Source organism: Thalassobellus sediminis (assembly GCF_044386045.1).
GTDB classification, from domain to species: domain Bacteria; phylum Bacteroidota; class Bacteroidia; order Flavobacteriales; family Flavobacteriaceae; genus Thalassobellus; species Thalassobellus sediminis.
On the sequence record NZ_JBISCD010000039.1, the window covers coordinates 259,706 to 281,722 of the forward strand.

At 30.4% G+C, this 22,017-nt stretch carries 17 protein-coding genes; 6 read left to right on the forward strand and 11 right to left on the reverse strand.

The features are described 5' to 3' along the window. Positions 1-5 precede the first annotated feature (5 nt). Positions 6-422 carry a glyoxalase gene (locus ACH5TW_RS05895; protein ID WP_439335569.1) on the reverse strand — a complete coding sequence of 139 codons (417 nt, stop codon included), beginning with the start codon at positions 420-422 and terminating at the stop codon, positions 6-8. Between the two features lie 229 nt (positions 423-651). Here ACH5TW_RS05895 and ACH5TW_RS05900 point away from each other — a divergent pair, with 229 nt between their 5' ends. The 5 genes from ACH5TW_RS05900 (at position 652) to leuB (ending at position 8,901) form a co-directional block, all read left to right on the forward strand. Then, complete coding sequence (locus tag ACH5TW_RS05900) at positions 652-3,735, forward strand: T9SS type A sorting domain-containing protein (RefSeq protein WP_439335570.1); 3,084 nt, start codon at positions 652-654, stop codon at positions 3,733-3,735. Between the two features lie 328 nt (positions 3,736-4,063). Further along, positions 4,064-5,458 carry a 3-isopropylmalate dehydratase large subunit gene (gene leuC, locus ACH5TW_RS05905; RefSeq protein WP_439335571.1) on the forward strand — a complete coding sequence of 465 codons (1,395 nt, stop codon included), beginning with the start codon at positions 4,064-4,066 and terminating at the stop codon, positions 5,456-5,458. 120 nt (positions 5,459-5,578) lie between these two features. Continuing rightward, a complete protein-coding gene (gene leuD / locus ACH5TW_RS05910) occupies positions 5,579-6,175 on the forward strand; it encodes a 3-isopropylmalate dehydratase small subunit (RefSeq protein WP_439335572.1) in 597 nt (198 codons plus the stop codon). Then, positions 6,176-7,696, forward strand: a complete 1,521-nt coding sequence (locus ACH5TW_RS05915) for a hydroxymethylglutaryl-CoA lyase-like TIM-barrel protein (protein WP_439335573.1) — start codon at positions 6,176-6,178, stop codon at positions 7,694-7,696. 146 nt (positions 7,697-7,842) lie between these two features. Next, positions 7,843-8,901, forward strand: a complete 1,059-nt coding sequence (leuB, locus tag ACH5TW_RS05920; protein ID WP_439335574.1) for a 3-isopropylmalate dehydrogenase — start codon at positions 7,843-7,845, stop codon at positions 8,899-8,901. Positions 8,902-9,032: 131 nt separating this feature from the next. On the opposite strand, the gene ACH5TW_RS05925 is transcribed toward leuB, so the two are convergent. The 9 genes from ACH5TW_RS05925 to ACH5TW_RS05965 all read right to left on the reverse strand — a co-directional run bounded on the left by ACH5TW_RS05925 (position 9,033) and on the right by ACH5TW_RS05965 (position 18,285). Then, positions 9,033-10,316: a mechanosensitive ion channel family protein gene (locus tag ACH5TW_RS05925; protein ID WP_439335575.1), complete on the reverse strand. Its 1,284-nt coding sequence runs from the start codon at positions 10,314-10,316 to the stop codon at positions 9,033-9,035. After that, a complete protein-coding gene (locus ACH5TW_RS05930) occupies positions 10,316-10,606 on the reverse strand; it encodes a DUF3817 domain-containing protein (protein ID WP_439335576.1) in 291 nt (96 codons plus the stop codon). The genes ACH5TW_RS05925 and ACH5TW_RS05930 overlap by 1 nt, the downstream gene beginning before the upstream one ends. Before the next feature lie 64 nt (positions 10,607-10,670). After that, positions 10,671-11,288, reverse strand: a complete 618-nt coding sequence (locus ACH5TW_RS05935) for a YqaA family protein (protein ID WP_439335577.1) — start codon at positions 11,286-11,288, stop codon at positions 10,671-10,673. A gap of 779 nt (positions 11,289-12,067) precedes the next feature. Continuing rightward, complete coding sequence (locus tag ACH5TW_RS05940) at positions 12,068-12,460, reverse strand: hypothetical protein (protein ID WP_439335578.1); 393 nt, start codon at positions 12,458-12,460, stop codon at positions 12,068-12,070. Between the two features lie 304 nt (positions 12,461-12,764). After that, a complete protein-coding gene (locus ACH5TW_RS05945; RefSeq protein WP_439335579.1) occupies positions 12,765-13,586 on the reverse strand; it encodes a DUF3226 domain-containing protein in 822 nt (273 codons plus the stop codon). Between the two features lie 2 nt (positions 13,587-13,588). Continuing rightward, positions 13,589-15,718: an AAA family ATPase gene (locus ACH5TW_RS05950; RefSeq protein ID WP_439335580.1), complete on the reverse strand. Its 2,130-nt coding sequence runs from the start codon at positions 15,716-15,718 to the stop codon at positions 13,589-13,591. Positions 15,719-16,064: 346 nt separating this feature from the next. Further along, positions 16,065-16,355, reverse strand: coding sequence for a type II toxin-antitoxin system RelE/ParE family toxin (locus tag ACH5TW_RS05955; protein ID WP_439335581.1), 291 nt, complete (start codon positions 16,353-16,355; stop codon positions 16,065-16,067). Beyond that, complete coding sequence (locus ACH5TW_RS05960) at positions 16,342-16,599, reverse strand: type II toxin-antitoxin system ParD family antitoxin (protein ID WP_439335582.1); 258 nt, start codon at positions 16,597-16,599, stop codon at positions 16,342-16,344. Before ACH5TW_RS05960 ends, ACH5TW_RS05955 begins: the two co-directional genes overlap by 14 nt. A gap of 534 nt (positions 16,600-17,133) precedes the next feature. Further along, positions 17,134-18,285, reverse strand: coding sequence for a DUF7486 family protein (locus ACH5TW_RS05965; RefSeq protein ID WP_439335583.1), 1,152 nt, complete (start codon positions 18,283-18,285; stop codon positions 17,134-17,136). A gap of 248 nt (positions 18,286-18,533) precedes the next feature. Between ACH5TW_RS05965 and ACH5TW_RS05970 the strand changes: the two genes are divergently transcribed. Beyond that, entirely contained in the window at positions 18,534-20,438 is a 1,905-nt protein-coding gene (locus ACH5TW_RS05970) for a S8 family serine peptidase (RefSeq protein WP_439335584.1), read from the forward strand. A 335-nt stretch (positions 20,439-20,773) separates the two neighbouring features. Here ACH5TW_RS05970 and ACH5TW_RS05975 read toward each other — a convergent pair whose 3' ends face one another. Beyond that, positions 20,774-21,607: a hypothetical protein gene (locus ACH5TW_RS05975; protein WP_439335585.1), complete on the reverse strand. Its 834-nt coding sequence runs from the start codon at positions 21,605-21,607 to the stop codon at positions 20,774-20,776. Positions 21,608-22,017 lie beyond the last annotated feature (410 nt).

Genomic DNA, 22,017 nt, shown 5'->3' on the forward strand with positions numbered 1-22,017 from the left:
TTATTTTAAACAGCTTCTAGCAACTCAGGTTTTTCAAAAAGTTGAATATTACTCAATAAACGTTCTTTTACAATATTCATCATACGCTTGTTTAATGCTGATGAATTTTGAATATAAATTAAATATTCTTCAACAGTAAATTGCCCGATAATCATACCTTTTAAAGAGTTTCTAAATTTTATGTCTTTCTGAATAGTATTTTCAATATAGTCTATCCGTTTTTCAAGTGTTAAACCGTAAAAAACAGATTTATGTTTAACAATGTAATTTTTAAAAACTTCAATAAGCAAATCATTTTGAAGTTTAATAACAGGGCGTAATACTAAATTCTGGAAACGCTCATCACTACTCATATTATCATTAATTGTTGCAGAGGCAATGGTAGGACGAATACTTTTTAAATTGAAGTGTCTTTCATTCATTATTTAGAGTTTTAATAAAAATATAAATTATTAAACCTGAAAATATTTTTAAGAACTATAATTGTCAACGAGGTTATTAACAATGAATGGTGTTTTGTGTTTTTTTTGCGTTTTTACTAAATAATTAGTAGTTTTTTATTAAAATGGCTGTTTTGTAGCTCTTTTTAAGTTGATTTTTGACCTTAAAACTAATTAAAGGCTAATTAATTTTATAAAAAATAAAATTAAAATGAAAAAAACATCATACAAGTTTTTTATAGGCCTTATATTATCAGTATTTATTATTTCTATTGTCTTTTTTAATGTAATTCCAAAAAGATTAAGTGAATCTGTACAAATTGAAGATAGCGAACATGATCCAGATGAACATCCAAAGGGTTGTATTTCAATAGAGGAAGCAATGTTAAATAAAAGTCATGCAAAAATGGCTAACACAAAAGGCAACTTAGGGTATAATGCATCTACATTTTCAAGTTATGCTGATGGTACTATTAATGGTAGTTGGTCTGATGTTAAGTTTCTAACAAATAATAGTAGTATCTATACTAGTTATGGTTATCGAGTAGATGGGTCCTTGTATGATAAAGGTAATGATGTACTTTATATTATTTCCTTTGCAGGACATTTATATCGAGTAGATAGAGATGAAGCAAACCCTTCAAATACGCAGTGGACATTATTAGATAATAAAAATAATTACAATGATAATGCTGATGATATGTATTTATACGGTATAAATTTACCAGATGGTAAATTTCGAATGATACGCTCAAGAGATAATGCTTTGATGGAATATAGTGATGATGAAGGAAGAAGTTGGAAGAATTCAAATGTTAGATATCACTGGTCTTGTCAAGATGTGGGAGTTGCACAAACTTCTTCTGGAGTTGATAGAATTGCTACATTTGCATCAATAAACACGACTACTAGAAAGCCATATTTTTCTACTGATGGAATCACATATACAGCTTCAACATTATCATTTTTAAGAAGTCAATATACAGGTCATATTATAAAGCCTTTGAAATCTGAAAATGTCTATCTATTTATACATAATACTTCTACAAAAAAAATATCTATTTACAAACTTGGGCCTAATGATTTAGACTATCAATTGGTTCAGTCACCAGAATTCGTTTTTGCTAACTTTGGAAACGTAATGGGTACTGTAATTGACGGTGTTACACATTTTACAATAGCAGGAAACAAGTCTGTTTATTATTCTTCAGATTCAGGTGAAAACTGGTTGACAAAAACTACTAATAGTGGGAACAATGCAATTAGAACCATGCATCCTACGCAACCAAACATTTTATTTTCAGGAGATACAGATGTTAGAATGTCAAGAAATTTTGGAGTAACACACGAGGGCTTTTCAAATAGACAAGGATGGGATGTTCAGCACCAAAGAATGTATGAAAAAATGGATGGTAGTATATTTCAGCTCGTAGGGAATGATTTTGGTGCTTTTATATCATACACGCCAGATGATAAATTCAGTTATATTCAAATAAATAATACTGCAACAACTCAAATGTGTTATGATGCTGATTACAGTGAAAATTACAATATGGCTTTTACAGCGACACAAGATAGAGGGGCAAGAAACTTCCCTCTTAACTCTACTAGTACTGGTACTGGAGAGATAAGATCTACTGATGCATTTCGTGCTACTGTAGCTAATGATGGAGCATCTATATGGACGTGGTTATATTTTGGAACTTTGTATCATAGAGATTTTGCATTGCCAAATGCAACCACAACTAATTTAAATTTTACAGGGAGTTGGTGGGCTGCGCCTATGATTGCTTCTAGAACTAAAAATGAAGATGCTGTTTATGTTGCAGCAGGTTCAAAACTAAAAAAATTCACTTATAATTCTGTAAATAAAAGCATAATACAAACGGAACATTATTATAATTTTGGTGCTGAAACAAATAGTGAAATTACAGGATTTGAAATCTCTCCGGTAAATCCAAATATTTGGTACGTGTCCGTAAAGAATCGCAATTTTTTATATTCTGTAGATGGGGGGCAAACTTTTGAATTTACAACAGCTAATAGATCTTATTTTCCTGGAGCAAATACTACAAATTGGGGGAATTGGACAAAAAACCAGCATGTAATTAAAGCATCTGCTTTAGATGAAAAAACGGTTTATTTTGCTGGTGTTGGTAATCGATTTTCTATAAGTAAAGATGGAGGAAAAACATTTGCTAATCATATTAATGGCTTAAATGTTTTTCAAATTAGAGAATTTGTGCTTTCTCCTGATGAAAAATTCATATATGCTGCTGCTGGTCATGCTGGTGCTTGGGTGTATTCGGTTGAAAAAGATAAGTGGTTTTCTATGGTTGATGCCTCGGTACCAACTGTAGACTTTACTGATGTTGATTATTTGCCTAAAACTAATACTGTTGTTTTTGCAACTTATGGGTCTGGTATTTTAAAATTTAAAATTGATAGAGTAGAAGAAATATTAGCACCAACAAACCTCAATGCGGGTAATATTGATAATAATGGGAGTCTCCAAATAACCTGGAATGATATATCTGATAATGAAACAGGTTTTGTAATAGAGCGCTCAGATAATGGTGAGTTTGTTGAAATTGCTACAACTTCTGCTAATACCACCTCTTTTTTAGATGCTAATTTGCCTTCCAATAAATTTGTTCGATATAGAGTTAAGGCTATAAATGAAACATTAGAATCCTTTTACTCAAATTATGCTATTTTAAAAACAGACAATACAGAACCATCTTTACCCAATAATCCTAAAATAATTCAAGGTGGTAGATTAATAAATTCACAAATTGAATTAAGATGGTTAGATTTATCAAGTAATGAATCTGGGTTTAGAATAGAACAGTTGATAGACGGTAATTATGTAAAAATAGGAGAAGTTGGGGCAAACGGAACTATTTATAGGTTTGATAATTCCGATTTAGTTTCATGGCATCGTTTTAGAGTAACAGCTTTTAATAATGTTGGGAGTAATGCTTCTGAAATTTTTATAATTAGTGGTACTGGTGATGATTCATTAGATGTTGAAGATGAAATTTTAGACAATACAGAATTAACTGTTTACCCAAATCCATTTAAAAACAGTATTAAATTTAAAATGAATGATAAATTAAATAATTATTCAGATTGGTTGCTTTTTGATGTTAAAGGAGCCTTGCTAAAAAAAGGTGAAATAGCAAATTATGAAAATAATGAAATTAGTACTGATGAATTAAGTCCTGGTACTTACATTATTAAATTCAATGGGAAAACAAAAAATATCACCAAAAAAATTATCAAAAAGAATTAATAGCAAATAAAACTTTTTTTAAAGCGGTATGTTCTTAATTGATCATTCCGCTTTATTTTTTTATTAAAAGATAGAATAAAATATTTTAAAAGGTGATGTGCTGTTTCTGCTAGAGCGAATGCATTAAAATTTATAATCAATTTTGCTTTTCCGTTAAATTATAATCGTTTTTTCTCTATTCCATTAATAATATTATAAAAGTAATATAGATTGTTGCCTAATGGCTATTAAAAAAACTAGTTTTTTTTAAATTTGTCAACTTGCTAAAAATGAAATTAGTTTTTTAGTAATCATAGAGATATAAATAAATAGAATATAAAATAGAATTATGAGTAAATCATTGTTTGATAAAGTATGGGATTCGCATGTAGTGCGAAGTATAGCAGATGGACCCGATGTGTTTTTTATAGACCGTCATTTAATTCATGAAGTTACCAGTCCTGTAGCCTTTGTTGGTTTAAAAAGTAGAGGTTTAAGTGTATTGTACCCAGAGCGTACGTTTGCTGTTGCAGATCATAACACACCAACTATTAATCAACATTTACCAGTTGAAGATCCTTTATCGGCAAATCAGTTAAAGACTTTAGAAGATAATGCTAATGAATATGGTATTAGTCACTGGGGATTAGGACATCAAAATAATGGTATTGTTCACGTTGTAGGACCAGAAAACGGAATTACACTTCCAGGAGCAACTATTGTTTGTGGAGATTCACATACATCAACTCACGGTGCATTTGGAGCTATTGCTTTTGGTATTGGTACTTCTGAGGTTGAAATGGTTTTAACCACACAATGTATCATGCAACCTAAGCCAAAGAAAATGCGTATTAGCATTAACGGGCCTTTAAGTAAAGGTGTAACGCCTAAAGATGTTGGTTTATATATTATTTCACAATTAACAACTTCTGGTGCTACGGGTTATTTTGTAGAATATGCAGGTGATGTTTTTGAAAACATGACTATGGAAGGTCGTATGACTGTTTGTAACTTATCTATTGAGATGGGTGCACGTGGTGGAATGATTGCTCCAGATGAAAAAACATTTGAGTATGTAAAAGGGCGTCCTATGGCTCCTAAAGGTGCAGATTGGGATAAAGCCATGGCATATTGGGAAACTTTAAAAACAGATGAAGGCGCTACTTTCGATAAAGAATTAGTTTTCAATGCTGCAGATATAGAACCAATGATTACTTACGGAACCAATCCAGGAATGGGTATGGGAATTTCTAAAAATATTCCTTCTGCAGAATCTGTTGAAGGTGGTAAAGCAACTTACGATAAGTCTTTAGCTTATATGGGTTACGCTGAAGATGAACAAATGATTGGTAAGAAAATCGATTACGTATTTATTGGTAGTTGTACTAACGGACGTATTGAAGATTTCCGTGCTTTCGCTTCTATTGTAAAAGGAAGACAAAAGGCTGATAATGTTACGGCTTGGTTAGTGCCAGGATCTCATATTGTTGAAGCTAAAATAAAAGAAGAAGGCTTATTAGATATTTTTGAAGAAGCTGGATTTGTTTTAAGAGAACCAGGTTGTTCTGCTTGTTTAGCAATGAACGATGATAAAGTACCAGCAGGAAAATATGCTGTAAGTACTTCTAACAGAAACTTTGAAGGTCGTCAAGGACCAGGATCAAGAACATTATTAGCAAGTCCATTAGTGGCTGCAGCAGCTGCAGTTACAGGCGTTGTTACAGATCCAAGAGAGCTTTTATAAGTTTGCAGTTAACAGTCAGCAGTTCTCAGTTAAAAACTGAATAATATTGTTGATGTATGAAAATTAAATAAAAATATAATATACTGCCAACTGATTACTGGCAGACTGAATACTAAAATTATGGCTTACGATAAATTTACAACACTAACAAGTACTGCAGTTCCATTGCCAATTGAGAATGTAGACACCGATCAAATTATACCAGCTCGTTTTTTAAAAGCGACAACGCGTGATGGTTTTGGAGATAATTTATTCCGTGACTGGAGATATAATGGTGATGATACACCAAAACAAGATTTCGTTTTAAACAATCCTATATATAAAGGAAAGATATTAGTTGGAGGTAAGAACTTTGGTTCAGGATCTTCTAGAGAGCACGCTGCTTGGGCAGTATACGATTATGGTTTTCGTTGTGTAGTATCTAGTTTCTTTGCAGATATTTTTAAGAATAACTGTTTAAATATTGGTGTTTTACCAGTGCAAATTAGTCCAGAATTTTCAAATGAAATATTTGAAGCTATTTATGCCGATCCTAATACAGAGTTAGTGATTGATTTACAAGCTCAAACAATTACGTTACCAGCTTCTGGAACACAAGAGTCTTTTGATATCAATGGATATAAAAAAGATAATATGCTAAATGGTTTTGATGATATTGACTATTTGCAAAACATGAAAAGTGAGATTGAAACATTTGCAGAATCTCGTCCTTTTTAAATGAGTTTGAAGAAAATAGAAATAATGGATACGACATTGCGCGATGGTGAACAAACCTCGAGCGTGTCGTTTTCTGCTTCAGAGAAGCTTACTATTGCAAAGCTTTTACTAGAAGAATTAAAAGTAGATCGTATTGAAATAGCATCAGCACGTGTGTCTGAAGGTGAACTTCAAGCGGTTAAAGATGTTACCGAATGGGCATCTGAAAACAATTATTTAGATGATGTTGAAGTATTAACTTTTGTTGATAATGGTGTATCTATACAATGGATGATTGATGCAGGAGCTAAGGTTCAAAACTTGTTAACCAAAGGTTCTTTAAACCATTTAACACATCAACTTAAAAAAACTCCAAGTCAGCATTTTAAAGAAATAGCAGAAAATATCGCTTTCGCGGAAGAAAAAGGTATTGATACGAATGTTTATTTAGAAGATTGGAGCAATGGCATGCGAAATTCTAAAGACTATGTTTTTGAGTTTTTAGCCTTTTTAGCAACGCAACCAGTAAAGCGTATTATGCTACCAGATACTTTAGGTGTTTTAACACCAGAAGAATCTTATAATTATATTAAAGAGATTAAAGATTTATATCCTAATCTGCATTTTGATTTCCATACACATAACGATTACGATTTAGGTGTATCTAACGCTATGGAAGGTTTAAAAGCAGGTGCCGATGGTTTGCATTTAACAATAAATGGTATGGGAGAGCGTGCAGGAAATGCACCAATGGCCAGTACTATTGCTGTTATTAATGATTTTATGCCAAATATTGAAATTGGCGTTAATGAAACCTTTTTATTTACCATTAGTAAATTAATTGAAACGTTTTCGGGTGTTATGATTCCGTCTAACAAACCTGTTGTTGGTGCTAATGTGTTTACACAAACGGCTGGAATTCATGCCGATGGCGATAATAAAAATAACTTGTATTTTAGTGAGTTGATGCCAGAGCGTTTTGGTAGAACACGCCAATATGCTTTAGGAAAATCGTCTGGAAAAGCTAATATACAGAAGAATTTACAAGAATTAGGACTTCAGCTTAATGATGCCGATTTACGAAAAGTAACGCAACGTATTATTGAGTTAGGAGATAAAAAACAAGTGGTTACTAAAGAGGATTTACCTTATATTATTTCGGATGTTTTAGACAGAACTTATGAAGAAAAGGTAAAGGTTAACTCTTATGTGCTAACACATTCTAAAGGATTGAAACCATCAACAACGGTTTCTATTACTATAAATAATGAAACGTTTGAAGAAAGTTCTCAAGGCGATGGACAATTTGATGCGTTTATGAATGCTATTAGAAGTATTTTTAAAAGTAAAAATTTAGTATTACCTGATTTGGTTGATTATGCGGTGAGAATACCTCCTGGAAGTCATTCGGATGCTTTGTGTGAAACCATTATTACTTGGAAAAATGCTGATAGAGAATTTAAAACTCGTGGTTTAGATTCAGATCAAACAGTATCTGCTATTAAAGCTACTGAGAAAATGCTAAACATTATTATTAGTTAGAACGCTAAATGGTTAGCGCGTTAGAGATTGATGCGGCATCCTTTTTTGTTATTAAAAACAAAAAAGATATAGCTGAAAGCCCGACCCTTTTTAGGGTAACGCAAAAAAAATAAAAAAGTTTAAAATAAAGATTAAAAATAAAATAGATGAAATTTAATATTGCTCTTTTAGCCGGAGACGGCATAGGACCAGAAGTAATAGATCAAGCTGTAAAGGTAAGTGATGCTGTTGCTGCAAAATTTGGACATGAAATAACTTGGAAACCTGCCTTAACAGGTGCTGCAGCTATTGATGCTGTTGGTGAACCTTATCCAGACAGTACACACGATGTTTGTGTTGCTGCTGATGCTGTTTTATTTGGAGCTATTGGGCACCCAAAATTTGATAATGATCCTTCTGCGCCTGTACGTCCGGAGCAAGGTTTATTAAAAATGCGTAAAAAATTAGGGTTATTTGCTAATGTACGTCCAACATTTACATTTCCTTCTTTATTAGATAAATCGCCTTTAAAACAAGAGCGTATTGAAGGTACTGATTTAGTGTTTTTACGTGAGTTAACTGGTGGAATTTACTTTGGTGAAAAGGGTAGAAGAGATGGTGGAGAAACAGCTTTTGATAACTGTGTTTATACTAGAGCTGAAGTACAACGTTTAGCTAAAAAAGGTTTTGAATTAGCAATGACACGTTCTAAGAAATTATGTTGTGTTGATAAAGCCAACGTATTAGAAACGTCTCGTTTATGGAGAGAAACAGTTCAAGCTATGGAAAAAGATTATCCAGAAGTTGAAGTAAGTTATGAGTTTGTTGATGCCGTAGCGATGCGTTTGGTACAATGGCCAAATAGTTACGATGTATTAATTACTGAAAACTTATTCGGTGATATTTTAACAGATGAAGCTTCTGTAATTTCAGGATCTATGGGACTTATGCCATCGGCATCTATGGGATCTGATATTGCTTTATTCGAACCTATTCACGGATCGTATCCACAAGCAACTGGATTAAATATTGCGAATCCTATGGCAACTGTTTTATCTGCAGCTATGATGTTTGAAACAGCTTTTAACTTACCTGAAGAAGGTAAAGCTATTAGAGATGCTGTTAATAAAGCCTTAGCTGAAGGTATGGTTACTGAAGATTTAGCTGATGGTGGAAAATCATACGGAACCAAAGAAGTTGGTGACTGGTTAGCTGCTAATATTTAAGATATTAAGCACACTATAAATTAAAAAGGGTGAATTCTATGAATTCACCCTTTTTTTATTGTTAAAACTAATGATTTTCTTTATGTGATTTCTCCTAGCGTCGAAATGACTTATAGCTATTTCTTTAGAATTTATTTAGTTTTAAAGCTACCATGACTAGGCAACTCAAAAACCTCTAATTCAAAGTAGGGAAGGGCTGCTAATAAATGATCGAAGATATCAGACATAATATATTCGTAATTCTCCCAACGTTTATCACTACTAAAAGCATAAATTTCTAAAGGAATTCCTTGCGTGGTTGGTGCTAATTGACGCGCCATAATCATCAGATCTTTATTAATAGCTGAATGATGCTTTAAATACGAATCGATATATTTTCTAAAAACACCAATATTAGTCAGGTTTCTACCGTTTAATAATAAGTCTTTATTAATTGTATTTGTATCGTTAAACGTTTTAATATCGGCTTGTCTACCTTCTAAATAAGAGGTTAAAAGTTGAATGCTTTTTAGTTTTTCAACATCAGTATCTGTTAAATATTTAATACCATCTTGTTTTATAAACAAGGCTCTTTTAATTCGTCTTCCTTCTGAACTTGTCATACCACGCCAGTTTTTAAACGAATCGGAAATAAGGGCATAGGTTGGAATAGTAGTAATCGTTTTATCGAAATTTTGAACTTTTACTGTGGCTAAATTTATTTCAATAACATCACCATCGGCACCATATTTTTCAAAGGTTATCCAATCGCCAATACGCACCATGTCGTTTATAGATACCTGAATACTAGCAACAAAGCCCATAATAGTATCTTTAAATACTAATATGATAACTGCTGAAATGGCTCCAAGACCCGTAACAAACTTTAAAAACGGAATATCTGTAACAATAGCTATGGCCGACATAAATCCCGCTACCCAAGCAAAAATCATGAAAACTTGAATGTAGCTATCTATTGGTTTATCTTTTAAATTGGGTATGGTTTTTAAATAATCCTTTAAGGTGTTTAGAAGACTTCTAACAATCCAGAGTGTTAAAATAATAGCAAATACTTTTAAACCTTTTTCAACAACATTTTCAAAAGAAGGAAAGTCTATAAAAACAATATCAATAAATTCTAAAGCAATTAATAATGGAATAATATGCGCAATATTACGAGGCACTTTATTTTTCACTAATAAATCATCAAAATTTGATTTAGAAATAGCTGCAAATCTAGTAAAGGCTGTTAATAGAAGCTTCCTAATGAGAAAATCTACAAGAAAAACAATGATAAGTACCGTAAATAATAAGGCTATCATGTTTAAATATTTAGCAGACTGTTGTGTTAATTGAACGGTTTCTACTAAATAGTCATATAGTAAATGTGAATATTTAGGTCTTACAACAACTTCTGTGATAGTATCCGCTTGCATTATGCTTTAACTTTTAAATATTTTCTATCGATATAAAAGGTTCCGAAAGGAATAATTGCTGCCAATAAAACAGACCAAAATTCTTTTTTAGTCCAACCTAATTCCGATTTAATCATGAAGGCAAGTATAATGTAACCTATAAAAAGTATACCATGAGGCATTCCTAGTAGTTTTACATATTTCGGTTCGTGTAAAAGGTATTTTATAGGTGTAGCGATGAATAATAATAAAATATAAGATACACCTTCAAGAAATGCTACAATTCTGAATATATTTAAAAATGAAAACATGATATAAAATTTAAGTACAAAAATACAGTACAAAGATTAAATATAGCGTGTGTTTAAGTTTTTTTTAAAAGACGTTAAAAATAACAAGTCCGTAGAATAAAAAACGTAATAAACGTAACGAACCATAAATAACAACATTTTTAAAAGGAAACTCTATAATACCAGCTGCCATACAAGAAATTGAAAAGGGTAGCGGCAATAGGGCACCAACAACAATTAAAAAACCGCCCCATTTTTTTGAGTTTTTTAATTGATCTGCCATTTTTTCTTCTAAATAGTTATGAAAAGAAGGTATTTTGGTAATAATATGTCCGATATAATATGAAACCAAACCTCCGAAATAAGATAAAAAAGCTAAAAGACTCAAATAGCCCCAAGGATTATTAAGCTTTCCTACCCAGGCAATAAATATTTCTGGTGGCACAAGACCTAATAAGGTTTCTGAAACAAAAAAGAATGCTAATACGCCATAAGCCGGTAATATTTGTGTAAGTTTTACTAATGCAGCATTAATATTAAAAAAATGATTTAAAGTATATACAGCAGCAACAATAATTATAATATAAGGAATAGCTTTTTTAACAGCATTCCAAACAAATGCATAAAATCCTGTATAACTATAGTACTGATGTAGTAATTGAAAACGAGACTTAGATGTTTTTGTTTTTGACTTAGGTTTCATTAAATAATTTGATAAATTTAAAGGCAAGCAAATATAATTGTATTGTATTTGTTATAAAAATGTAATTTGCCAATTAAATATTATTTAACATAATTTAATAAATAGAGAGTAAGGTTTAAAATATTCTATTTTACATAATATAAATTATAGTACATTTCACAACAATTAGCGAAATAGCGCTTTTGGGCGATATTTGACATAATTACAGATATAATGGCTGCCAGACTTATATCGATAGTAATTATGTTAAGCTAATTGTGGCTTCGTTTGAACAATTTAGATGTGTAGCTATAATTCTCTATTATGTAAAATATCCCAGAAAGTTTTAATTTTAATAGAATACTAATATTTGGGTCATTAAACTTTATCGTTTTGCTTCTCGTATAATTTTAATATTCTGTACAATCCTTAATCAATTTTTAAATAAGCGATTCTCAAGAAGCATAATAATTCTATTTCTGTACTATAATTTGCCGTTATGTAAAATTGCCGCTGCCAATCGCTCGATTGCTTTTTAAAAATTTAAATGTTTCAATAACATTTATTTTTAAACACAATTTACCGCCGCTTGCCAACGCCAAAAAAAAGCTAGCTTTTAACTATTATTAAAATTCTCGTTTTAAAGGAAATCTTCGTTGTAATTTTTTTCAAGAGATTCTCGTAAGCTTTCCACAAGAGCTAAAATTTTAAGAAAAATAAAATTCTTAGCACTTGTTCTATTTAGAAATCCAATTTAAATTTTCTGAAATTCTATTTTACATAATGTTTATAGATATGATTTAAAGTTTATCAATCATATTCTCTATAGCATATTTACTTAACTCTGGGATTGCATTTGTAAATACGCTAATTTCCCAATTAGATAATTGTGCTAACATCACGTCATTACTAATAAATAATGAATTTGGATTTAAAAATACTGTTAACGGAATTAGATATAAAACTTTCGCTTCGCTCTCAATTAAAAGAACTAAACCAATTAAAAGATTTTCTTTTAGTTCGCCTAAATCTTGTTTTGGAATCTTGATAATTCTTTTGGTATCAAAATCAATAGATTTAAAGAATAATTGATACGATTTGCCATTATTAGTCTTGATATTAAAGTCTACTGCTTCTCTCCCACTTTCATTATGTGAAACTTTAATTTGAGCTTTTTTAAGCTCTGATTTCATAAAGTTTAATGCGTTTTCATTGACAGTATTCATAGATAACAAGATACATTTTTAAGTTTTAATATCTTTTGTCTTGAAACAAAAGAAACAAAAATTCAAGACTGCATAAACTTTTGGAAACAATTACGGCTCGTTATGCTATATTTTAGGAAACATTGTAACTCGTTAAGATTGTTTTGAAATTCGTTGCTTATTTATAACTATTAAGAATCTGTATTACTAGACCCCTAAAATATGTACGCTCCACTCACCTATTGTTTTACCAAAATTTTATGAGGTCGAGTAAAATCCTATAAAAAACACTTTATTTCGTAAATTTTTCAAAGAATGAAATTATTTCAGAGCATTTATCAGAAGATTTAATTTTATTATCATTTAAATAATCTGATTGACTGATAATTACAGTATTTGTTGATCCTGATTTTTGTAATTGCCCAGATATACCTATGATGGCTTTCTTAAGATCAGCTCCTTTTTTCTTTCCTCTCTTTTCTTCATAATGAGTATCAAAGTATTGTTTGGCATTTTCAAAAATTTCTTCATTATTCTCTAACATAATAGGAATAAGTAAATCTTCTAACTTACCATTTTGTGATTCTACATTTGAAAAAATATAGCATCCTAAAAGCATTTCTCTATATTTTGCTAAAATGGCATCATCTAAAAACTCAAGATCATTAATTATTTCTTTGACTTCATTTTGAACTTCTTTCAGTCTATTTTCAGTTCCTTTGTCATCTGCATCGAAAAAATATAAAAGATTTAGTGTTGTATCTTTAGGTAGGATTTCTATTTTACCTTCTTTAGGTAAAAAGGAAACAATTTTACTCAATATTGATTGTCTAGTATCTTTTTTTGAATCTCCTCCTAATGCATATAAAAAGACAAAATTATCATCTCTTTTTAAAACAGAACCTGGAAGTAATGTTCTTCGAACAGTTTGAATATTTAGATCATTAACATTACTTTTTTTAACTTCTTCAACAATAAATTGATTCATTGGTGTTGGGTACTCTCCAAGTTTTGTGTTTTGTGCTGTTTTAAATGAACTAGTCTTTAAAATTTTATGTAAAAAAGCGACATCATGAGGGCCTTCACATAAAGCTAAAATTATGTTATTTGCCATATTTATCTTATGTCTATATTAATAGAATTAACCAAACTCTTTAATTCATTACCTTCTAAAAATTTTGACCTTATTTCACCATCTTCATCTTGTGTCATAGCATAAGCCATCAAATTATCATCTGGATAGTCATTTAATACAAACGCATCAATACATTCCTTGCTATGGGTTGATAGGAAAACTTGAACATTAAAGTCATCAGCTAAATTTTGAATAAAAGCTGTAAAAGGGATTAATAAATTTTTATGAATAGCACTATCAATTTCATCAATACACAAAACGCCATTTCTACAATAGCCCATTAATAGTCCAATTTCAAAAACTCTTTGTACTCCTTCTCCATATTGAGACAAATCTAAAGCCTTATTATATTCTGAAGAAGATACCATAAATCGTTTTACACTATCTATGGTTGTTAATTCAATTTTTTCAATTTTAGGATCAATATATCTAATTATAAAATCTATTATCTTGGAGAGATATTGATTTTCCACTGATTTTGCATGTGCTCTTTCGAGTAATTTAGGTGTATGCCTAAAAGGGCTACTTAAAGCTGCTGTACAAAGTTTCTTAACTTCATCATAAAGTAGAACTGGTTCTCTATTTGTATAAAGGTGCATTCTACTATCTAAAGTATTACTTGACACTAAAGCTTCGCAATCTATAGATTTAATGTAGTTACTTTTATCAATAGGTTCTATAGTTTGATTAAAGTTTATTTCTAATGCACATTCAGTATTATTAAAAACTGAATCTATATCTATCGTTTGATGAAAAATTTCTTCTATCCAACTTGAAGGAATTTCAGAACCAAAATTACCTCTTATTCTTTCTAATTCTATAAGAGCATTTATATCATTTAAATTCGTTTGAAGATATATAGCTTCTAATAAGGATGTTTTTCCTGTATTATTTCCTCCTGCAATGATATTAACTTTACCTATTTTATTAAGAAAGGTCTTATTAAGCTTTTTGTATTGATTAATTTCAAAAGAAGAAAATTGAGAATTTATCTCAGTAAAATATTGATTTATTATAGAACTACTAGAAACTACTGCATTTGAATTTGAACTCGGAATTAATCTATCTAACTTTATTTTTAAATTTTCAATTTTTTCATAATCTTCATTTTTTAGATATTCACTAAATTGAAAAGCTGTATTAACCTCTTTTGAAATACTAGACATTGCATTATTTAATCTTGCTTCACCAACAGCATCACTTAAAGCAAAAGCTTCAGTAATACTTCTAGACTCTTCCATTTGATTAACAGCTTGTGGATCATCAATAAATTTTGAAAGCTCTCTGATTTCATGACTTTTAGTAATAATTGGTTCTCTGGTTATTTCAATTTCTTCTCCTAACTCATTTTCTTCTGTTGTTTGCTCTTTGGATATCCATTGAAAAATTCTTTCTTCATTTACTAAATTATCAGGAGCCATAGTATTATCGTTCCACTCTAACCAAGCTTTTACTTTAGTGTTTTTAATAATTTCTTCAAACACTGAATACATCATTGTTTGAAACTGGTCTCCAAAATCACTATTTTTGAATCTTTCTATAAAGGCTAAACTTCTTAAACTTCTTCTTAAATTATGCTTTGTTATTGCCAAAGAGTCACATACATCTATTTCTGACATATGATATATTTCAATTAAATCTTTTATTAATTGAGCTTGATTAACAGGACTCCACTTTCTTTTACCGCTAATATGGTGGATACCCATAGTAATTAAATGCTCAACTGGATTGTCATCTGATATAAGAACTACTTCAAGGCTCTTAAAATCACTTTCAGTAAGTTTTCCAACATCCTTTGATTCTTGAAAATCTTTATATAACTGTTTTAATGCAGCAGTCCTTCTGTTTCCTTCAACAACTAGAAATTCTCCATCTGATAATTCTTTAACTTGAATAGGATCTTTAAGAATACCATTAGCTTTAAAACTTCTTATTAAATCAGAAATATTTTCTAAGTTTTTACCTGCTAATAAATTAAATGTTCTTTCTTGGATTCTGGGATTTGCTATATCGCTTTCTTCTATTCTACGATAATCCTTATTATCGATGAACCTATAATTATTTGGATCTAATAAAAATTTATTTATATGTCTGCTAATTGTTTTACTCATAATATTATCTTAATCGGTACAATTTACTTTAAATTCAATTGTCACACAACAATTCAAATATAGTGATTTTTGTAAGTATATTTGTTTATTTAAAACCATTCCACACACATTCCACTTCTCTCCTATCGTCGTTTCGTAAAAAGAGTGTTCCATTAACATTGTAGAGAAAGTTTTTAGAAGAAAAAAATAAGAAAAAGTAGTAGTTTGAACTTCGCTTTTGCCAAAGCAAAGTTACATAACGCTGAACATTATAATTCAGATTTGAAATTATAATCCGACATTATATAAAATGTCTTTGTAACATTAAAAACTTCAGTTTTATTGTATTGTGAAGAAAAAAATCTAGCTATAAATTATTTTCATAGCCCATACTTTGATTAAGTACACGAACAATTAAAATATCAATATCTGTAGCTAAATAAAAAATAGTATGAGATTTGTAAGAAAACCTTTTTAATGCGAATACAAATTCTGAGGCATCTCGTCCAAGATTGATGTTATCGGATAAAAATTGAAAGATATCGTGTATTCCAAATAAATATTCTTGTGCCTGTTTTAATCCAAACCTTTCAATTCCATATTCGTACATTTTTGTAAGATCACTTTCGGCCTTTCCAGATACTTTATAAACGCCCATCTGCTCTCATACGTTCTTCAACTGCTTTCATAATATCTGGAACAGATTTATTGCTAATGCCGCTTTCCATACCTTCTGTTATGGCTGCTTTTAGTGCGGAAAATTTAGCGTTTTTTGCCTGATCCTGTCTTACTAAATCACGAAGATATTCACTATCATTAGTAAATTCACCAATTGTAATTCGTGATTTTATCCATTTATCTTGTTTTTCAGTAAATGTTATTGTTTTTCTAATTGTAGACATGCGTATTTTTGTTTTAATAATCATACTATTGGTGAAATTTAATGTTTTTGATTGAATATTACAAAAAAATAGAGTTCTAATTTCATGTATTTAGTAACTATTCCCATTCCATACACATTCCCACTTCACTCCTACCGTCGCTTCGGGCAAAGCGTATTTCATTGCATTTTTAAAGAAACATTTGAGAAGAAAAAAAATAAAAGAAAATTTGGGATAATAACTTACTTCGCTTTTACCAAAGTAAAGTTACATAACGCAGAACATTATATTACAAATGTTCATTATGTTGTTTAAGCCTTTGTTTCCATTTGATAGCTATAATGTAATATTATGTAAAATATCCCATAAGCATTCGTTTTCTTAAGAATAAGCAGAACATTATAATTCAAAAAAGAATTATAATCAGACGTTATATAAAATGTCTTTGTAACAATAAAAATGTTAGTTTTATTGTAATCATGCAGATAAAAATCTATAATTAAAATTCTGAGGCATCTCTTCTAAGATTGATGCTATTACCTGCGACAGCGGATATTATTGAGTAATAGCTTTTAAATGTGCATGAACAGGATTTCCTCGTACATTCATTTCTACTTCTCTATCAAAAATCTTAATTCCTTTTACGGCATTAAGTTTGCCTTCTGGATTAAAAGCTTTAACACCATAGAATTCACCATTTTCATTTACAGCTTTAACATTTATAAGATTCCCTGAACGACTAATACCTTTTACATCTAGTTTTACATTAGCATCAGTTACCGCCTTAATATCATATATGGTGCCGTCTGACCCAATAGCCTTAATGGGTGCATATTCGTCTTTGCTATGCATGATTTTAACTGGTAATTCACCCCCATCTACAAAGGCCTTGATATTCATAAAGCTATGTTGCTTAGAGTCTTGTGTTGCTTTTACATCAAATTTATTGCCTTCACTATCAAAAGCTTTTACATCTAAATTTTTACCTTCGGGCGTTACCGCCTTTATATTCCAGATAATTCTTTCAAAACTATTTTCTTTTATGTTTTTTGCTATATTTTTTTTAGGTATTATAAGATTGTCTTCATTATCTGTTTGATGCATAACTATAACATGCGCATATATATCTAAGCCTTTTAATGACATTTCTCTTTCTTTTGTATTAATTTTTATGCCCTTAACATTATTAAGTTGTCCTGAAGGTGAAATAGCTTTTACACCATAGAACTCACCCTTTTTGGTAAGGGCTTTCATAATAACAACATTATCAAATCTAGTGACTCCAATAATGTCTAGTTCTTCTCCTTCTAGGGTTATTGCTTTAATTTTATGAGGATGACCTTTTGCAGTAATAGCTACGACAGGAGAAAATTGATTTTTACTAACTAATACCTTAACGGGTAATTTTTCGCCATCCATAAAAGCTTTTACATCTAAAAAGTTATCTTGATTGGAGTTTTGAATGGCCTTTACATCGAAAGCCTTTCCTTCATTATTAAAGACTTTAATATCTAGGCTGTGCCCATCAGGATGAATGGCTTTAACATTCCAATAAACATCTTCAAATTTTGAGATATCTCCTGTTTCGGTATTACTTGTTTTGTTTTTTGAAGAACTGTTATTACAGGCCATGAATAATAATAAAAACCCAAGAATAAATACATTGTAACAGATAGTTTTAATAAATGATTGGTTATAGCTTTTCATAATTTAAATTTTTGAATTAGCTAAAACTAGGAAAATATGACAGGAGTTTTTATGACATTAATCATAAAAAAATACATGTATAACTTTCTGATATTAAGTAGTGTAAAAAAAAGTATCCTTTGTGATATTAATTGCTTATTGATAGATGAAGTTACATGACACGTAAAAATATAAAAAAAATTATGTGCTTTATTATACCTATCTTTATAAGTAACTAAAAAACTAAAACCAATTAATCCATTACTTCCATGAAAAATTCTATTTGTTTATTCCTAGCGTGTACTTTCACTATTTTTTCAACTTATGGACAACGTGATACCATTCAATCTGTTGATGATATTCCAAGATTTACTTATAAAATTGATGATATCGCTTCTGTTGTATATGCAGATGATGATCTATTTAGAAAGTTATATCTGGAGGTAGAAAAAAACTATATGTCTCTTAAAAACGATTATGTTATAGAAGATACTACTTTAAAGAAAAGTATTTTGTCTACATTACAATCTATTGACTTTTTTGAGGAACGGTTTGATGAAGGAAAAGCAAAATCTGAAATGATTAAATCGTTACAGGTAAAACCAGCACAAAAGCTAACCTCTGGTATTCTCACTTTTACCTATTTAAATACACTAGTCAATCATAAAACCTCAAATTTTGAGGAATTCAATACTGCATACAAGACTGAATTAGAGAAATTAGTTATGCCTTTAGAATATGAGGTAGTTGGCGACAACATAAAATCTAGTAAATCATCAATGGAGATTTTTTCTGAAAACTTAATAAAAGGTCTAATTGTAGAAAATATTGATCCTGCATCTATAGGTGGCGAACTGAGTGGCGATTTTGCCGGTTCACTGATTTATTACAAATATTTAACAAAGTATATTATGCCTTATAAAGACATTGTTGCTAAAGTATATAAAACATATTTAGATGCTAATCATGTTGAAAAAAAGAATATTTGGAAAGATAGAGATGTAGATTTAACAAATCGATCTAATTTAAGTCCGGTTACAATTGCAATTTGGGATAGTGGTGTTGATGACTCCTTATACCCTAACAACATGTATGTAAATACTAAGGAGAAAATTGATGCTATTGATAATGATGGTAATGGTTATGTTGATGACATTAATGGCATTGCCTATGACTTACATTTAAACAAGATAACTGGTAATTTAATAACACTTTCTGATGAGCAAAAAGTTGATGTGCCACAAACATTACAATTATATAAAGGATTAATAGATTTACGGTCTAATATAGAAAGTGAAGATGCCGACCACTTAAAAAAAACAATGTCTGGGTTAAAACCTGAAGAAGTGAAACCTTTTATTGAAAACCTTAATTTTTTTGGAAACTATGCCCACGGAACGCATGTTGCTGGAATTGCTGTTTTTGATAATCCAGCAGCCAATTTACTAGTAGCAAGAATTACATTTGGATATAAATTTATGCCTGAATTGCCAACTATTGAAAATGCTAAAAAAGATGCTAAAGAAACTATAGAAACTATTAACTATTTTAAAACGAATGGTGTTCGTATTGTTAATATGAGCTTTGGAGGTTCGCCTCAAGGGATTGAAATAGCTTTAGAAAAGCATGGTGTTGGTGAAGATAGTGAGGAAAGAAAGAATTTGGCAAGAGAGATTTTTGATATAGGGAAAATAGCTTTTTATGATGCTATTAAGGACGCTAAAGATATTTTGTTTATTACTTCTTCTGGAAACTCTAATGAAGACAGTGAGTTTTATGAGGCTATCCCTTCTTCTTTCGATTTGCCTAATATACTAACTGTAGGTGCTGTAGATCAAACCGGTGAAGAAACAAGTTTTTCTAGTTTTGGAGAAAATGTAGATGTTCATGCCAATGGTTTTGATGTAGAGAGCTATGTACCTGGGGGTGATAAACTAAAAATGTCTGGAACATCCATGTCATCGCCCAATGTAGCAAATTTGGCTGCGAAAATATGGGCCATTAACCCTAATTTAAGCGTTGAAGATGTTAAAAACTATATTATTTCGTATAGTGATATTAGTGACGATGGACGTATTATTTTAATGAACCCAAAAGCTTCAATAAATGCCGTTGATAATAAAATGAATCCTATTATTAAAAAGCAATCAAAAGAAACGAGAATAAAAGGCTAGGGTTATTTATTAAAAAAAACGAACTTAAGTAATTTTACTTTCACAAAAAAATCAAGCCGTATAATCTAATATGATGCTTAAAGCCTAGGTAAATTAATCTTTCACAAATCTTTTTCTATAGGATTTAACGCATAAAAAAATCAAATTTTTTGAAGTAAACAATAATAATTCAATTTAAGGTACAATAAAGAGAATGGAATAGGTTTAGACCTTTCTTTATGTAAAGAAATGGTTGAAAGTAATGGAGGTCAGATTTGGGTAAAAACATTAAATATTAAGGTGTTACAATCTATTTTACTGTGCCTAAAAAACAGTGTAATAGTAAGTTCTAATTATTATTCACCTAGAAACGCATCAGCAATTTTTAAAATCTCAGCATCTGTTGGATTACTTAGTATTACTAACCTAGAAAGAGCATTAACAGTACTTCCTGCTTCTATATCATAACCAAAAAGGGATAAGTAATTAGAAATATGTTTTTCTTCATTGTAAGGGGTAAAAACACCAAAGCAATCCTTACGCTTAGTCATAATTATAATGGTAGTACCTGCTTGTGGGTCTCGGCGTATAGCAAGTGGTTTATCAAAGTTTGGCATAAATGTCCATTTAAGTGGGTGCGGTTCCAAATTCCAGCGACCATCATCTATAATCTTTTGTGCCATGAGATCTCTTGGAAATGCAAGCCATTCGCCTAATTCTTTATCCGCAGAAACGAAACCTTTAGTGTTATTTCCCAATGGATTACTAGAAGCCCATACTCGGGAATCTATGTACTCGTGTTTATAATAGGATGCTAAAAAAACCTCGAAAGCTTCAAGTCGTTCTTTGGCATAAACCGTTGTTGTTAAATCAATAGTGTTTGGAGTTACCCAGCGATACGTTCCTCGTAGTTCAAAAGGTCTGTCTAAGGTTACCGGCCAAACAACCTCTAGACTTCCATCATCTTTAAGTTTAGCAGTACTTGGCCATCGCCTAGCACCATACCCGTATCGTTTACCTTTAGTAAAAACACGGTAATGATTAAATAAACCTTCACCAAGAGCAATAGTTGAGCTATCGGATATTAGTGTAACGGGAACCAAGCCTGTAGATTTTCCAGATTGCCGAAGCACACCGCTTAGTATACCTGTATTAAAACTAAATGAATTATCCTTTACAAGTTTAAACATTAATGATTCATTAGTTGATTGTTTTAATACTGTTGTTTTGCAACTCAGAATAGTAAATAATAATAGTAAAACAGTATAACATTTAAAACTATATAAAAACCCCAAGTTATGCTTAAGCTTTAGTAAGCTGTATTGATAATGTTTTTTAGTATTAGGATTCATTTATTGATTAATTAAAGCGTTATTTTAAATTACTAGATATACTGTTCCTAAATTTACTGATTTTTTGTGGTATTTGAAATGGTTGAAAGGAATGACGGAGAAATATGAGTAAAGAGTCTTAAAATAAAGGAACTACAATCTATTTTACAACATCTAAAAATTTGGCACATAAATAATTCACATGATGTTTTAATTTTTAAGAATCACTGTCTTTGATAATAGTCGTATTTTTGCTTCTTATTTAATTT

What these genes read in the sequence shown, in the direction of transcription:
- ACH5TW_RS05895 (WP_439335569.1), bottom strand. Translation starts at nt 422, where the DNA reads ATGAATGAAAGACACTTCAATTTAAAAAGTATTCGTCCTACCATTGCC.
- ACH5TW_RS05900 (WP_439335570.1), top strand. Translation starts at nt 652, where the DNA reads ATGAAAAAAACATCATACAAGTTTTTTATAGGCCTTATATTATCAGTA.
- leuC (WP_439335571.1), top strand. Translation starts at nt 4,064, where the DNA reads ATGAGTAAATCATTGTTTGATAAAGTATGGGATTCGCATGTAGTGCGA.
- leuD (WP_439335572.1), top strand. Translation starts at nt 5,579, where the DNA reads ATGGCTTACGATAAATTTACAACACTAACAAGTACTGCAGTTCCATTG.
- ACH5TW_RS05915 (WP_439335573.1), top strand. Translation starts at nt 6,176, where the DNA reads ATGAGTTTGAAGAAAATAGAAATAATGGATACGACATTGCGCGATGGT.
- leuB (WP_439335574.1), top strand. Translation starts at nt 7,843, where the DNA reads ATGAAATTTAATATTGCTCTTTTAGCCGGAGACGGCATAGGACCAGAA.
- ACH5TW_RS05925 (WP_439335575.1), bottom strand. Translation starts at nt 10,316, where the DNA reads ATGCAAGCGGATACTATCACAGAAGTTGTTGTAAGACCTAAATATTCA.
- ACH5TW_RS05930 (WP_439335576.1), bottom strand. Translation starts at nt 10,606, where the DNA reads ATGTTTTCATTTTTAAATATATTCAGAATTGTAGCATTTCTTGAAGGT.
- ACH5TW_RS05935 (WP_439335577.1), bottom strand. Translation starts at nt 11,288, where the DNA reads ATGAAACCTAAGTCAAAAACAAAAACATCTAAGTCTCGTTTTCAATTA.
- ACH5TW_RS05940 (WP_439335578.1), bottom strand. Translation starts at nt 12,460, where the DNA reads ATGAAATCAGAGCTTAAAAAAGCTCAAATTAAAGTTTCACATAATGAA.
- ACH5TW_RS05945 (WP_439335579.1), bottom strand. Translation starts at nt 13,586, where the DNA reads ATGGCAAATAACATAATTTTAGCTTTATGTGAAGGCCCTCATGATGTC.
- ACH5TW_RS05950 (WP_439335580.1), bottom strand. Translation starts at nt 15,718, where the DNA reads ATGAGTAAAACAATTAGCAGACATATAAATAAATTTTTATTAGATCCA.
- ACH5TW_RS05955 (WP_439335581.1), bottom strand. Translation starts at nt 16,355, where the DNA reads ATGGGCGTTTATAAAGTATCTGGAAAGGCCGAAAGTGATCTTACAAAA.
- ACH5TW_RS05960 (WP_439335582.1), bottom strand. Translation starts at nt 16,599, where the DNA reads ATGTCTACAATTAGAAAAACAATAACATTTACTGAAAAACAAGATAAA.
- ACH5TW_RS05965 (WP_439335583.1), bottom strand. Translation starts at nt 18,285, where the DNA reads ATGAAAAGCTATAACCAATCATTTATTAAAACTATCTGTTACAATGTA.
- ACH5TW_RS05970 (WP_439335584.1), top strand. Translation starts at nt 18,534, where the DNA reads ATGAAAAATTCTATTTGTTTATTCCTAGCGTGTACTTTCACTATTTTT.
- ACH5TW_RS05975 (WP_439335585.1), bottom strand. Translation starts at nt 21,607, where the DNA reads ATGTTTAAACTTGTAAAGGATAATTCATTTAGTTTTAATACAGGTATA.